This is a genomic window from Xanthomonas sp. NCPPB 1325 (assembly GCF_041477645.2).
GTDB lineage: Bacteria > Pseudomonadota > Gammaproteobacteria > Xanthomonadales > Xanthomonadaceae > Xanthomonas > Xanthomonas cannabis.
In genome coordinates this window covers 3,645,270-3,659,554 of sequence record NZ_CM192985.1, presented here as the reverse complement: position 1 = coordinate 3,659,554, position 14,285 = coordinate 3,645,270, and the positions used below count along the sequence as shown (strand labels likewise).

Annotated in this window: 10 protein-coding genes; 5 read left to right on the top strand and 5 right to left on the bottom strand. The window is 67.0% G+C overall.

Features of this window, described 5'->3' with window-relative positions:
- Positions 1-18: 18 nt before the first annotated feature.
- The gene (gene ampR, locus ACCQ10_RS15605) at positions 19-891 is read right to left on the bottom strand and encodes a LysR family transcriptional regulator AmpR (RefSeq protein ID WP_104579890.1); all 873 of its coding nucleotides are present in this window, start codon (positions 889-891) and stop codon (positions 19-21) included.
- 100 nt (positions 892-991) lie between these two features.
- Between ampR and bla the strand changes: the two genes are divergently transcribed.
- The gene (bla, locus tag ACCQ10_RS15600) at positions 992-1,885 is read left to right on the top strand and encodes a class A beta-lactamase (protein WP_372361196.1); all 894 of its coding nucleotides are present in this window, start codon (positions 992-994) and stop codon (positions 1,883-1,885) included.
- Positions 1,886-2,020: 135 nt separating this feature from the next.
- On the opposite strand, the gene ACCQ10_RS15595 is transcribed toward bla, so the two are convergent.
- The 3 genes from ACCQ10_RS15595 to ACCQ10_RS15585 all read right to left on the bottom strand — a co-directional run bounded on the left by ACCQ10_RS15595 (position 2,021) and on the right by ACCQ10_RS15585 (position 9,214).
- Positions 2,021-4,189, bottom strand: a complete 2,169-nt coding sequence (locus ACCQ10_RS15595) for a phosphocholine-specific phospholipase C (protein WP_372361195.1) — start codon at positions 4,187-4,189, stop codon at positions 2,021-2,023.
- Between the two features lie 335 nt (positions 4,190-4,524).
- A complete protein-coding gene (locus ACCQ10_RS15590) occupies positions 4,525-6,939 on the bottom strand; it encodes a TonB-dependent receptor domain-containing protein (protein WP_372361194.1) in 2,415 nt (804 codons plus the stop codon).
- Between the two features lie 1,030 nt (positions 6,940-7,969).
- Entirely contained in the window at positions 7,970-9,214 is a 1,245-nt protein-coding gene (locus ACCQ10_RS15585; protein WP_372361193.1) for an MFS transporter, read from the bottom strand.
- A gap of 422 nt (positions 9,215-9,636) precedes the next feature.
- Between ACCQ10_RS15585 and ACCQ10_RS15580 the strand changes: the two genes are divergently transcribed.
- Positions 9,637-9,948: an FmdB family zinc ribbon protein gene (locus ACCQ10_RS15580; protein ID WP_184439299.1), complete on the top strand. Its 312-nt coding sequence runs from the start codon at positions 9,637-9,639 to the stop codon at positions 9,946-9,948.
- Between the two features lie 115 nt (positions 9,949-10,063).
- Here ACCQ10_RS15580 and ACCQ10_RS15575 read toward each other — a convergent pair whose 3' ends face one another.
- The gene (locus ACCQ10_RS15575) at positions 10,064-10,828 is read right to left on the bottom strand and encodes a DUF3011 domain-containing protein (protein ID WP_372361192.1); all 765 of its coding nucleotides are present in this window, start codon (positions 10,826-10,828) and stop codon (positions 10,064-10,066) included.
- A 157-nt stretch (positions 10,829-10,985) separates the two neighbouring features.
- On the opposite strand from ACCQ10_RS15575, the gene aspS reads away from it, so the two are divergent.
- The 3 genes from aspS (at position 10,986) to ACCQ10_RS15560 (ending at position 14,214) form a co-directional block, all read left to right on the top strand.
- Positions 10,986-12,752 carry an aspartate--tRNA ligase gene (gene aspS, locus ACCQ10_RS15570; protein ID WP_372361191.1) on the top strand — a complete coding sequence of 589 codons (1,767 nt, stop codon included), beginning with the start codon at positions 10,986-10,988 and terminating at the stop codon, positions 12,750-12,752.
- 193 nt (positions 12,753-12,945) lie between these two features.
- A complete protein-coding gene (locus ACCQ10_RS15565) occupies positions 12,946-13,473 on the top strand; it encodes a GNAT family N-acetyltransferase (RefSeq protein ID WP_047695294.1) in 528 nt (175 codons plus the stop codon).
- Between the two features lie 63 nt (positions 13,474-13,536).
- A complete protein-coding gene (locus ACCQ10_RS15560) occupies positions 13,537-14,214 on the top strand; it encodes an alpha/beta fold hydrolase (RefSeq protein WP_372361190.1) in 678 nt (225 codons plus the stop codon).
- Positions 14,215-14,285 lie beyond the last annotated feature (71 nt).

Sequence of the window (14,285 nt, the reverse complement as noted above, 5' to 3'; positions counted from 1 at the left end):
CACACCACGCATCCAACGTCACCCCAGCCTTTGCTCCACCAGCAACCACGCAAGCAACCTCCTCCCAGCCTCACTCTCAGGCCGCGAACGTAGCCGCGTCAGCCAGTAGCGTCCCGCATCGATCGTGATCGGGAACGGGCAGACCAGGCGCCCGGCATCCAGGTCCTGGCGAAACATCGGCAATGGCAACAACGCCACACCGGCGCCGGCCGCCGCGGCGCTGGCCAGCGTCAACGACGAATCGAACATCGCCCCACGTGCGGGCACGCTCGCTGCTCCCGCGGCACGAAACCACTGCGGCCACTCATCCAGCCGATACGAGCGCAGTAACGGCGCCCGCGCCAGATCGGCCGGCGTGTGCAGGCCGCGCGCCATGCTAGGCGCGCATACCGGCGCAAACGGTGCCTCCATCAGCGCATGCGCGATCTGGCCCTGCCAGTCGCCATCGCCGAAACGGATCGCCAGATCCAGCCCTTCGCCGGCCAGATCGACCCGGTTGTTGTGGGTGGACAGGCGCAATTCGATATCCGGATGCGCGGCATGAAAGGTCGGCAATCGCGGCAGCAGCCAGCCGGTGGCGAAGGTGCCCACCACGCCCACGCTGAGCACCTCGCGATAGCGCCCATCGGCGAAGCGCTCCAGGGTGGCGGCGATGCGGTCGAAGGCCTCGCCCAGCACCGGCGCCAGCGCCGCGCCCTCGTCGGTCAGCGCCACCCCGCGTGGCAGGCGGTGGAACAGGCTGGTGCCCAGCTGTTGCTCCAGCGCCTTGATCTGGTGGCTGAGCGCGGCCTGGCTCACACACAGCTCGTTTGCCGCACGGGTCAGATTTTGATGGCGTGCGGCGGCTTCGAACGCGCGCAGGGCATTGAGTGGGAGGCGGGGGCGGGGCATCGGAAGAGATTAGTTCAATTCATGCCTGGGATCGAAACATCGCGATGGTCGGCTGCGCCATGCGCATCGATACTGCGGGCTCCCTCAAGGAGGCAGACGCATGTTGAATCGGCGAGAGTTCTTGTACGCAACTGGCGCGGGCATGCTGTTTGCGGCGTCCAGGCCCGCACTGGCGCTCAGTCCGGCGGTGAATATGGATGACATGCTGCGGGCACAATGGGCGGACATCGAACGTGGCACCGGTGGTCGCCTGGGCATCAGTCTGCTCGGCAGCGCCCCCGGCTGGCGCCTCGGGCAGCGCGAGAACGAGCGCTTTCCGATGTGCAGTACCTTCAAATTTGTATTGGCTGCCGCGGTGCTGCAGCGTGTGGATCAGGGAAAGCTCACGCTGGCGCAACCGGTCAAGATCCGTACCGCGGACATGCTTGAGCATGCTCCGGTCACCGAGCGGCATGTCGGCGGCACGCTGAGTGTCGGCGAACTGTGCCGTGCCACGATGATCCACAGCGACAACCCGGCCGCCAACCTGTTGTTCCCGCTGGTCGGCGACCCGGCCGGATTGACCGCTTTCCTGCGCAGCATCGGCGATGCCAAGACCCGCAGCGACCGCTACGAGCCGGAGATGAACGGGTTCGCCCCCGGCGAGCCGCGCGACACCACCACGCCTGCTGCGATGGCGTCCACGCTGCGCACGCTACTGCTTGGCGATGCGCTGCAGCCTGCCTCGCGCAAGCAGTTGACCGACTGGATGATCGACAACCGCACCGGCGACGATTGCCTGCGCGCGGGGCTCACGGCCGACTGGAAGATCGGCGACAAGACCGGTAGCAACGGCACCGATACCCGCAACGACATCGCCATCCTCTGGCCGCCGAAGGGCCAGCCGCCGCTGCTGCTGACGACATACTTGAACGGAGCCAAGGTCGACGCTGCTGCACGCGATGCGGCGCTGAAGGCAGTCGCGGTCGCGGTGCGGGAATGGTTTGCAAGGTGAGCCTGCCGACGCGACACGTGGCGATGGCGGCGCATGTCGATTCGGCAGGCATAATTGCGGCGAGGGAGGTTGCGACGTTCCTCCACGCAGCAGCGGTGATGCGGAGCGATGGTTGCCGCTGGCCAGCGGCAACATTCAACCTGGCACGGCCACTCGGCCCAGCGCATCGATCGCGACAGCTCTTTCCTGCTGCAACCGCGCCGGTCCACCCATGGCGGGATCGCTGACGCTGTCGGCGCCGGTTTCGATGCGACCTGCCAGGCGCTGGGCCGCGCCGTCGTGGTGCACCCACAGGTCGTACCAGCCGCCGGTTGCTGCCGCTTTCCAACGGCGCTGCTTGGTTGCGCCGGGCGCAATGCTGAGGCGTTCGTGCGGCTGCGCGGCTGCATACGCGCCTGGTTGTAGCTCCACCTGCACGGCAGCGCTGCCGCCATTGCGCAGCGATAGCAACACGGATGTGGCGTCGTCCGGATCTTGGCTGATCTCGGTCATCAGCAACGGGGCGCTCAGGTCGCCGCGATAGTGGCGATGGAATCCGTTGGGGCCGATCAGCCACAGATCGTAGCGGCCATCGTAGGTGCTCCAGTCGCCTTCCAGGATGGCGCCGGTGCCCACCGTGTTGCGGCGCGGCACCGCCGCCAGGTCGTAGCGGTCGTAGACCTGCAGTACCACCGTTGCACCGCTGTTGCCCATGCGTAGCCGCACCTCGCCGCGCTCTTGTGCATGTGCCAGTTGCACGCTCGGGCGATACGGCACGGCGCGCGAGCGGCGCACGCCGAACGCTTGCACAGGCACCTGCAAGGTGGCCGGGAGCGGCGGCAGCGTGTGCTCGCGCAGGGCCGCTGCACGCGCTGCGGCATCGCTCACATCGGGCAGCGCCGCGGCGAATGGGCGTGCATCGGCGTTGCGGAAGTCGAACGCGTTGGTCAGATCGCCACACACCGCACGCCGCCACGGCGTGATCCCCGCTGCGGGCACGCCGAAGCGGCGTTCCAGCAAACGCAGCACCGAGGTGTGGTCGTACACCTGCGAGTCCACCCAGCCACCACGGCTCCATGGCGAGATCACATACATCGGCACGCGCGGCCCCAGCCCGTACGGGCGCCCGCGCAGCTCGGGCAGATCCACCTTCTGTTCGCCTGGCGCCGGGTGACGGTGGTAGTCGTCGTCGGTGGCGATGCTGGATGCGCCGGCAAATCCACCGGCGGTGCGCGCATCCGGCGACGGCGGTGCGGGCGGCGGCATATGGTCGAAAAAGCCGTCGTTCTCATCGAACATAAGCAGCAAGGCCGTGCGGCTCCATACCGCCGGATCGGCGGTGAGTGCATCCAGCACGCCTGCGGTGTAGGCCGCGCCTTGGGCGGGGCTGGACGGATCGGGGTGCTCGCTGCCGGCCGCATCGGCGATGACAAAGCTTACCGACGGCAGCCGGCCGTCCAACACGTCTGCGCGTAGCTGCTGCACACCACGCGTGCTGATGCCACGCGCACGCAACTGCGCGTCGTGACCAGGGCTGTTGCGGTACGCCTGCCGGAACGCGTCGAAGCCGGCCAGCGGGTTGTCGGTGAAGTTGTCGGCCATGTCCTGGTAGATCTGCCAGGACACACCCGCGCGCTGCAGCTGTTCGACATAGGTGGCCCAGCGATACGGCTCGGCAAAGCCGCCCAGTTCCGGAAAGTTGTCGTGCGAATTGCCGATCACCGGGCCGCCTGCGCGCGCCTGCGGATCGTTGCCGCCGGTCCACAGGAACACGCGGTTGGAATTGGTGCCGGTCTGGATCGAAGCGTGGTACGCATCGCAAATGGTGAAGGCATCGGCAAGCGCGTACTGGAAGGGAATATCCGCGCGCCCGTAATAGCCCAGCGCATGGTCGTGCTTGGCGGCGGCCCAATGTCCGAGCCGGCCATGGTCCCAGGCCTGTTGTGCATCCGGCCAGCTATGCGGTGTGCCCTTGACACGCATGAAGCCGAACTGCGCGGCGGTATCCAGTGCAAACGGCGTCAGCCATTGCTTGCCGTCCTCGCTGGGTTGCAGCCACACCGTCCGCGAAGACGCACCCGGCAACGGCGGGGCCGGAATCGGAAAGCGATCGCCGAACCCGCGCACGCCGGGCAGCGCACCGAAGTAATGATCGAACGCGCGGTTTTCCTGCATCAGGATCACCACGTGCTGCAGGTCGTTGAGCGTGCCGCTGCGACGGTCCGGTGCGATGGCGGCCGCCCGCGCGATGCTGGGAGGCAGTAGCGCGGCAGCGGCTCCGGCAAGCCCGGCCTGCAGAACGCGGCGGCGGGGAAGATCGATCATCGTGTCACCTGATTGGCTGAACCCTCACGAGTCCCTTCCACCGCCTGCGGGGGAAGGTGCCCGAACGGCGGATGGGGCACGGTCGGCAAGCAGCGAGTTGCAGGCGTAGGCGCGGGCTTTCTGGACCCCTGGTGTCTATGCCCCGCCGGCCCCGCCCTCATCCGGCGCTACGCGCCACCTTCTCCCGCCAGCGGGAGAAGGGAAGCGCTGCCTTCCACCGCCTGCGGGGGAAGGTGCCCGCAGGGCGGATGGGGGCGCAGTACCCGCACCTAAAAATCTCTGACTAGCGTAAGTCAGTAGCAGCGCCCGTGCACCACGCACCGGTCGATCCGCCGTTACAGATCCAGCGTCAGCGTCAAACCGACCGTGCGCGGCGCCGCGATGAACGCGCTGTCGCTGCCGTCTACGCCTTCCAGGAAGCGTTTGTCGGTGAGGTTGCTGACATTGAGTGCCAGCAGCAGGCCGGTGAGCTGCGACGATAGCTGCGACAGCTCCACCCCCAGGTTCGCATTGAAGGTCGTCACACCATCGAGCGCGGCGCGGTTGGACGCGTCCAGATAGCGCTTGCCCAGGTAGCGTCCGGACACGCCGAATCGCCAGGCCTGGCCGCGCCAGTCCGCCGACATCACCAAGGTGTTGCGCGGCTGGCCGATCACCTGCGCACCGGGGGTGATCTCCAATGCGGTATCGCGCGCGGCATCGCCGCTGCCCAGATAATCGGCCTTGTTGTAGGTGTAGGCACCGTTGATGCGCCAACCGTTGTCCCAGCCGTAGCCCAGCGCTGCTTCCACGCCGCGTGCATGCACGCCGCCGAAGTTTTCGTACACGCCATCGGTTTCGCCCAGGTAGTCGATGCCGCTGACGAAGTTGGCCGGCACATACACGATGCGGTTGTCGAAACGGATGTCGTACAAGGTCACGCTGCCGGTCAGCGGCCAGCGGCTGATGCGCAGGCCAAGTTCGACGTTGTCGGCAGTTTCCGGTTTGACCCGGCTCAGTGCGATCGGGTCGGTTTCGCCCAGCACCCCGGAGGGGATGGCGGCAAAATTCTGCGAGTAACCGGCAAAGGCTTCCAGGCCCTGCAGCGGCGTGGTCCAGGTCAGGCCGGCGGACAGCAGCGGGTCCGAATGCGCATCCGATTCCACATGCTGCGCCTCGCCAATGCGGCGGTCGCGGCTCTGGTCCAGGAAGAACTGCTTCACGCCCACGCGCCAGGCAAACGCGCCGTAACGCATCACATCTTCCACGTAGTACATCTGTTCGTCGGTCTGGTAGTTGTCCTTGAACTGCACCCAGTACGGCTGGTGATCGAAGCTGATGTTGGTGCCGACATTGAGCAGGCGGTGCCAGTCGCGGGTGACGCTGCGCTCAAAGCGCTCCAGCCAGGCACCGGCGCGCACGGTGTTGTCGATGGCGCCGAGATCGGCACGCCATTCCACATCGGCCATCGCGCCGGCGCGGCGGTTGTCGTAGTGGCTGTGGCGGTACGACTGCACCGGTACCGAGCCGGCCGGGTAGCAGGCTGGATTGGATTCGGCCGGCACCGCATCGCTACCCGCGCAACCGGCCAGCATCGTCGCGGCCGCGCCGCCGGGGGTGAGGTAATACAGCTTGCCCAGGTCGCTGCCGGCATACACGGTGTTGCCACCGCGCGCTTCGGATTCCGCTGCGCCGGCGCCGTCGTTGGTGACGTCCACCAGATACGGCGGAATCCAGTCGCCGCGGCCTTGCATGCGGTGCGCGTAGCCGGTCAATGTGGTCTTGAAGCCGTTGCCGCCATCGAAGGCGCCGCGCAGGTAACCGAAGGTGTTCTTGCGTGATGCGCGCGAGCCGGAGCGGTAGTTCTGGTCCAGATACGGAATGCCGGTGAGCGTGCCGGTCAACAGATCGTGCTCGGGGTCGCGTGCGAACTGTTCGGGTGTCACGCTGGTGTATTCGGATTCGTCGGCATCGTCGTAGGACGCGTAGCCGCTGAGCGTCCACTTGTTCAATGCGCTGACGAATTTGCCGGCCAGGTGATCGCGGCTGGTGTGGCCGCTACCGTCGATCCAGTCGTCGTTACGCGCCGACGAGCCGCTGATCCAGCCACGCGTGGTGCCGCCGAGCAGCCCGGTGTCGTAACGGGCGTAATACTTGCGCGCCTGGTTGTCGCCGATGCCGCCGATCACCCGCACACGCTGGGTGTCCAGCGGTTCGCCGGTGAGGTAATTCAAGGTGCCGCCCAACGCTTCGTTGGAGCGCGATGCGATGTCGGCGGTGCCCTGGCTCACTTCCACCGTTTCCAGATCCGGCATGTCGATGAAGCGATTGGCCTTGGAGCCGCCGCCATAGGCCGAGCCGCCATTGGGCACGCCGTCGATGGTGGTGCCGATCTGCTGGGTATCGCGATTGCTGACGAAGCCACGCATGCTGATCTGGGTGCCCCAATCCGACGAGCCGAATGCATCGGCCTCGGTCACCACCACGCCAGGCAGTTCGTTGAGCGCATCGTTGACGCTGCCCAGCACGAACTGGCGGTCCAGCATTTCCTTGCTGACGGAGGTCTTGGAATACGTCATCGCCTGGCCCACCACCTGCACCTGATCCAACGTGGACACTTGCTCGCCAGTGCCGGTCGGTGCGTCGCTGGCAACCCGGCCTGACGTTGCGCCGTCAGGAGCTTGCTGCGCATAAGCGGGCACGGCGAGTGGAACCAGCAGTAACGCAAGCGTGGCCGGCTGGCGCACGCGCGAGGAGGACGTCGAATCCATTGCAATCCAGCAAGCGGGGGGTGTTCAAAGACTGCCGCGCTTGCGTTGCGTGATGATGACCGCGCTAGGGATGGGGCTGCGATCACGCATAGCGGTGCGTCGAGTCGCAGCGACAGGATGATGTCTAGTGGACGCTGGTGTTCCCAGCCTTCCGGTGAGATCTCCGATACGAGACGACGTCATCTGTCGTCGGAGGTCTGTTCAAAGCCGAGCCGGCAAGCGGTGAGGACACCATGCCAAACCGTTAGCTGGGGGGTTGTTGAAAAGCGAAAATGTCGCGACGCTGGCCGCTCTGAAAACTCTGCGTACCGACCAACTCGACTGGTCCTTGCCCGCCCGCCGTCGCGGGACCCTTGGCGGCATGGATGCCGCCACGGAGCTACATGGACGTACTTGCAGCGTGTCCTGCGACGGTGGGCGGGCAAGGGCCCTGCAGCAACGGCGCAGATGATCCGCTTTCCGCCTGATCTACCAGTAGTGAGCAATCAGGTAGCGACGACTGCGTCGTGCGTATCGCGATCACTTGGCGATCTTCAAGCTTCACGTCTGGTCGAGGGCGCGGTGCACTCACCGCTCGCGGGACACGCCGCAAGTACGTCCTTGTAGGCTCGGTAGCGGCATCCATGCCGCCACACGGTCCCGCAATCGGCGAGGGCACCACGCCAGATAGTTGGTTGGTGGTTTTGTTGAAAAGCAAAGGTCACCGCATCACCAGCCTGCTCGTCGCTGGTTCATATCCATGCGCACCGACCGTCTCGACTGGTCCTTGCCCGCCCACCGTCGCGGGACCTCGAGCGGCATGGATGCCGCGCCAGCGCCTGCATGGACGTACTTGCGGCGTGTCCTGCGATGGTGGGCGGGGCAAGAGCCCTGCGATCAAGCAGCAGATCGAGTGCTCCACCGCTGATACCCACCAGGTCGTCTACCAACTGCTCTGCCTTGCGGGCACCTCTCGCGCTGGTGAGCAGGCAAAGTCATACAGCAAAGGACAGCTCACTCGCACTGCAGATAACGACAGCGAAGAGCTGTGTCAGCCGCCCTTGATGTGCGGTGATGCTTCGGCCTGCTGCGTTTCCGGCATCAGCTCCAGCGCCGATGGTGTGGTACGCAGCATCGGGCGGAAGGAGATGGGATGGGTGCGGCGGCGGGTGAAGCGCAGCAGCCGCGACAGCGTGAATCCGGCCAGCGCCAGCAGCATCACCGCGAAATACACCGGCAAGGCCGCCGGGCCGAACTTCTGCATTGCACCGCCGGCCAGCGCCGGGCCGATCGCCGCACCCACACCGTGTACCAGCAACAGACTGCTGCAACCGGACAGCAGGTCCTCGCGCGGCAGGTAATCGAGCATGTGCGCAACCGCAAACGGGTACAGCGAAAACGCCAACCCGCCGTAAACGAAAAACAGCACGAACAACACGGTGGTCTGCGTCTGCACCATCGGCATGGCGGCAGCGATGGCGATACCGGCGGCCAGTACGCTCACCGTGACCAGGCCGATGCGCCGGTCATGCCCGTCGCTGATGCGCCCGATCGGCCACTGCAGCACCGCACCGCCCACGATGGCAGCGAGCATGAACATCGCCACGCCGTCGGCATCCAGCGCGATGCGGCTGGCGTACACCGGCAACAGACCCCAGAACGCACCCATCGCCAGTCCGGAAAGGCCGGCACCAACCGTCGCCACCGGCGCCAAGGCGTACAGTGTTTTCAGTCGCAGGCGCGAGACATGCGGTACCTCGGGCGGGATCAGCCGCGTGGTCATCACCGGCATTACCGCCGCGCAGATCAGGATCGCCGTCAGCGTAAACATCGCCGGTGCACCTGCATCGCCGATGCTGAGCAGGATCTGGCCCAGCGCCAGCGCCGATAGGTTGATCGCCATGTACACCGAAAATACCCGGCTGCGCCGACGCGCATCCGGCTCGGCGTTGAGCCAGCTTTCGATCACGGTGTACAGGCCGACCAGCGCCGCGCCGGTGACCAGGCGCAACACGCCCCAGCCCCAGGGATCGAGCCAGATCGGATGCAGCAGCACCGCAATCGCCGCAAGCGATGCGTAGAACGCGAATGCACGGATATGTCCGATGCGGCGGATCAACGGCGGCGCGAAGAAGGTGCCGAGGAAGAAACCGGCGAAGTAGCCGGACATGATCAGGCCCAGCGCACGCGCATCGAAGCCGGCCTGGCCACCGCGCACGGCGAGCAAGGTGCCAAGCAGCCCACTGCCGGTCAGCAGCAGGGCAACGCCGAGCAATAAGGCAGTCAGCCGCAGCATGGATGCGGCCCTCGTGGGGGGAAAGGCGCGTCGATCACGTGTTCGAGTGTAGCAGCCCGGGCAATGCGGCTCAGTCCGGATCTCGCCGCGCGCAGCCTGCAGCGACGGTCGCCCGCACCGGCGCAGGTCCACGAACTGCATCGCATGTGGGTGCGGATGGGCGACCCGCGCACGCGATGCCTGTGTTGCCACGGAGCAGTCGGACCGGATGATCGCGTGGCGGCTCGTACTTGCCGGCGTGCCTGTCTCAAGCGGCTGGCCACTGCGGCATCGCACCGCGTCGCCGGCGTCTCCGCGCATCACGCAGTGCGACGTGCCAACGCATCAGGCCCCATCTTCGAGCGCACCGGTTGGTCATTGCGCCGACGCACCCGCATCCGTCTAGAATCTGCGCCCCTGCATCGTCTTCCTCATCTTCTGCCATGCCCATCTACGCGTTCCAGTGCACCACCTGTGGCCATTCGTTTGACCGCCTGCAGAAGATGGCCGACCCCGATCCGCAAAGCTGCCCGGCCTGCGCCGCGGCCACGATCAAGCGCCAGGTCACCGCGCCGTCGTTCCGGTTGTCCGGCAGCGGCTGGTACGAGACCGATTTCAAGTCGGCTGGCGAAAAGAAGAAGAACCTCACGGACAGCAGCGCAGGCGGAGAGGCCAAGCCGGCCGCGGCCAGCGACAGCAAGCCAGCGGCTGCGCCGGCCGCAGCAGCGGCGAAGCCGGCATCCGGCGCGGCGTGACCGCGACGCCTGCCAGGCGGCGACGCCTGCACGACTTGCGCGACGAAAACGACACAGGCCGGTCCACGCCGGACCGACCTGTGGATTCCCGCCTGCAACGGCCCCCGTTCAACCCTCAGCGGGCATCGAACCGCGCGCGGCAGCCATCGTTGACCCAGACCGTCGAGCGGCGCGAGTCGTAGCCCCAGGTGCGGCCTTCCTCGCAGCGCGTGTCCGACAGCTGCCGGGTCAGCATCGGGCGGCCGGCGTCCGCGTCCCAGTTGCAGGTGCGCAGGCGGCGGTCGTCGCTGTTGCAGGTCACCGAGTAATCGCCGCGAGGGCCGCCGCCGCGGTCATCCCGATCCCAGCCGCCGCCACGGGCCTGCGCAAAATCGGCCCGGCAGCCGTCGTCCACCCAGATGCGGCCTTGTTCCTGATGCCAGTTGCGTCCCTCCACGCAGGGGGTGCCGGAGAGCTGGCGCACGATCATTGCGCGCCGCCAACCGGTATTGCAGACCGCCTGGCGCTGGTCGCGGCTCTCGCAGCGCACCGTGCCGGCTGCGGCGTTGCCGGGGCGATCGTCGCCGCCATTCCAGCCACCACCGCCCCAGCCGCCGCGGGCCTCGGCAAAGCGGCCGCGACAGCCGTTGTCCACCCAGATCCGGCCGCGGTCGCTGCCCCAGTTGCGCCCTTCGATGCAGCGCGTGCCGGAAATGTTTTCCACCAGCGCCGCGCGGCCACGGAACGGGGTGTCGCATTCGCGGCGGCGGTTGTCGTTGCTGGAACAGGTGACGGTCTGGCCGTTCCAGCCACGGTCCTGCGCGGCGGCGGGACGGCTGGCCAGCGCGCCACCGAAGGCGAGGAGGCTGAAGCCGGAGATCAGCAGGGCGGTGCGCAGCATCGTGGCGTCCTTGGTGCGGGAGGGGCGTGGCGCCTATTCAGCCGGGCGCCGACTTAAGCGCCGGTGACCGCCGCCGCATTTGCTCCTGCCGCCCGCCGGCCCCAGAATATCCGGCTTTCCGGCGCTGTCCTGCGTCGGGTTTTCAGCGGAGCTTTCGATGCGTACCCACTTCTGCGGCCTGGTCGACGAGACCATGATCGGCCAAACCGTCACTCTCGCCGGCTGGACCGACGTGGCCCGCAATCTGGGCGGGGTGTGCTTCATCGACCTGCGCGACCACGAAGGCATCGTGCAGGTGACGGTGGAGCCGGTGGCTGGCGACGACGCCAGCGCAGAGCTGTTCAAGGTGGCCGCCAGCCTCGGCTACGAGGACGTGCTGCAGGTCGAAGGTGTGGTGCGTGCGCGCCATGCGGTCAACGACAAGCTGCGCACCGGCAAGGTGGAAGTGATCGCCACGCGCATCAGCATCCTCAACAAGGCCGCGCCGCTGCCGTTCCACGCTCACGAGAACCCCGGCGAAGACACCCGCCTGAAATACCGCTATCTGGACCTGCGCCGTCCGGAAATGCAGCGCATGCAGCGCACCCGCATCAAGTTGGTGCAGGCGCTGCGCCGGCACCTGGATGCGCGCGATTTTCAGGACATCGAAACCCCGATCCTGACCAAGGCCACCCCGGAAGGCGCGCGCGACTTCCTTGTGCCGGCGCGCATGCATCCGGGCGAGTTCTACGCATTGCCGCAGAGCCCGCAGCTGTTCAAGCAGATCCTGATGGTGGCCGGCTTCGACCGCTACTACCAGATCGCACGCTGCTTCCGCGACGAAGCGCTGCGCGCCGATCGCCAGCTGGAATTCACCCAGCTCGACATGGAGTTCGCCTTCGTGCGCGAACGCGACGTGCAGGATTTCGTCGAGGACATGATCCGCGCCATCTTCAAGGAAGTGGTGGACGTCGAGCTGGCCGCGCAGTTCCCGCGCATGACCTGGGCCGAGGCGATGCGTCGCTATGGCTCGGACAAGCCGGACCTGCGCATCGATCTGGAATTGGTCGATGTGGCCGAGCTGGTCAAGTCCAGTGAATTCCCGGTGTTCACCGCCGCCGCCAATGATGCCGACGGTCGCGTTGCCGCGCTGCGCATCCCCGGTGGCGCCAGCCTGTCGCGCAAGCAGATCGACGAATATGCCGCGCATGCCGCCAAGTACGGCGCCAAGGGCCTTGCCTACATCAAGCTCTCGGAGACCGGCGAGGTCAGCTCGCCGATCGCCAAGTTCTTCTCCGAAGACGCCTTTGCCGCGCTGCTCAAGCACGTGGGTGCAGGCAATGGCGACATCGTGTTCTTCGGTGCCGGCGGCTACAACACCGTGTCCGATTTCATGGGCGCGCTGCGCCTGAAGGCCGGCAAGGAGTTCAACCTGGTCGCCGATGGTTGGGCGCCGCTGTGGGTCACCGATTTCCCGATGTTCGAATGGGACGAGGAAGCGCAGCGTTACGTCGCCTTGCATCACCCCTTCACCGCGCCGGCGGTGGACGATATCGCCGACCTGCGCGCCAATGCCCGCACCGCGGTGTCGCGCGGCTACGACATGGTGCTCAACGGCAATGAAATCGGCGGCGGCTCCATCCGTATCCACCGCCCGGACATGCAGAGCGCGGTGTTCGAGCTGCTCGGCATCGGCGCCGAAGAAGCGCGCGCCAAGTTCGGCTTCCTGCTGGATGCCCTGAACTACGGCGCACCGCCGCACGGCGGCATCGCCTTCGGTATCGACCGCATCGCTGCGCTGATGGCCGGTACCGAATCCATCCGCGACGTGATCCCGTTCCCCAAGACCACGGGCGCGCAGGATCTGATGACCGACGCCCCGTCGCCGATCGCCGCCGAACAGCTGGCCGAGGTGCACGTGCAGGTGCGCCCCAAGCAGGTCTGACCTGCGCGCAAGCACGGCCACGCCCGCGCGTGGCCGTGTTGACCTGCCAGGCGCCAACGACCTTGGCGAAGTAGTGGCGAGCCATCCGTGCGCCGCGCTCAGGCGCCGCATTTGCCGATTCCCGATTCCCCACTTGCAGCAGCGCCGCCGCATGCGAGAAGCTGCCACGTCCCATCCGGTACGAGAGGCCCGCATGACCCGCATCCGCCGCGCCACACCGGACGATGCCGAAGCGCTGTCGCTGTTGGCCGCACAGACCTTTACCGAAACCTTCGGGCATTTGTATCCAGAAGAAGACCTGCGTGGTTTTCTTGAAGAAACGTATGCGGTCGAGCGCGCGCGCATCGTGCTGGCGCATCCGGACTACGCGATCTGGTTGCTGGAGATGGACAACCTGTTGGTTGGTCATGCCGCCGCCGGCCCCTGCGGGCTGCCGCACGCAGACGTACGCCCAGCCGATGGAGAACTCAAGCGGCTGTATCTGCTGAAGGACTACCAGAACAGCGGTTGGGGCAGCCGGCTGTTCGAAACCGCACTGGAGTGGCTGGAGCGCGACGGCCCGCGCACCCTGTGGATCGGCGTGTGGTCGGAGAACTTCGGCGCGCAGCGGTTCTATGCGCGCTACGGTTTCGAGAAAGTGGGCGAGTACGACTTCCCGGTGGGCAAAGTTGTCGATCGCGAACACATCCTGCGTCGCAGGCCGCTGATTGCGGCCGATTGACGGCATGCCGGCACCGTCCGCACTTGCCCGGCGATTGCGCGCCACCTGCAGGCGGCCGCACTGATGCCCGGCGCGGCCGCTGCATTTCCAGGTGCAGCCAGGCGCGCCTCGCGCAAGCCGGCGACCACCGCCACCGCCGAGGTGCTGCTGGTCCACGGCATCTGGAACACCGCGCACTGGCTGCTGCCGCTGGCCCGGCGGCTGCGGGGCGAGGGATTGGCGCCTGCAGTGTTCGGCTATGCCAGCGTGTTCGGCGGTCCGGCGCAGGCAGTGCCGCAATTGATCGCGCGGCTGCGCGCCAGCCGTGCACAACTGTTGATCTGCCATAGCCTCGGCGGCCTGGTGGCCCTGCAGGCGTTGCAGGACGCGCCCGATCTGCCGGTGCGTCGGGTGGTCTGCCTTGGCTCGCCGCTGCGCGGCAGTGCCGCCGCGCGCAGCCTGGCCCGGCGTGGTGGCGTATGGGCCATGGGCCGCAGCGCCGCGCTGTTGCAGCACGGGTTTACCCGTTGGGACGGGCCGGCCGAGATCGGCCAGGTGGCCGGCTGCGTGCCACGCGGCGTCGGCCGCTGGCTGGCGCCACTGGACGCCGGCTCCGACGGCACCGTTGCGCTGGCCGAGACCCGCCTGCCCGGCCTGCGCGACCATTGCGTGGTGGAGGCCAGCCACAGCGGCTTGTTGCGCTCGCCCGAGGCGGCCCGGCAAGCCCTGGCCTTCCTGCGCTACGGCCACTTTGCGCCTTGAACATCCGCTGGCGCATGTCGGCGCCCCGGTGCGGGCGAGCAATCAGGTAAAATCCGCGCCCTGTCATCCAA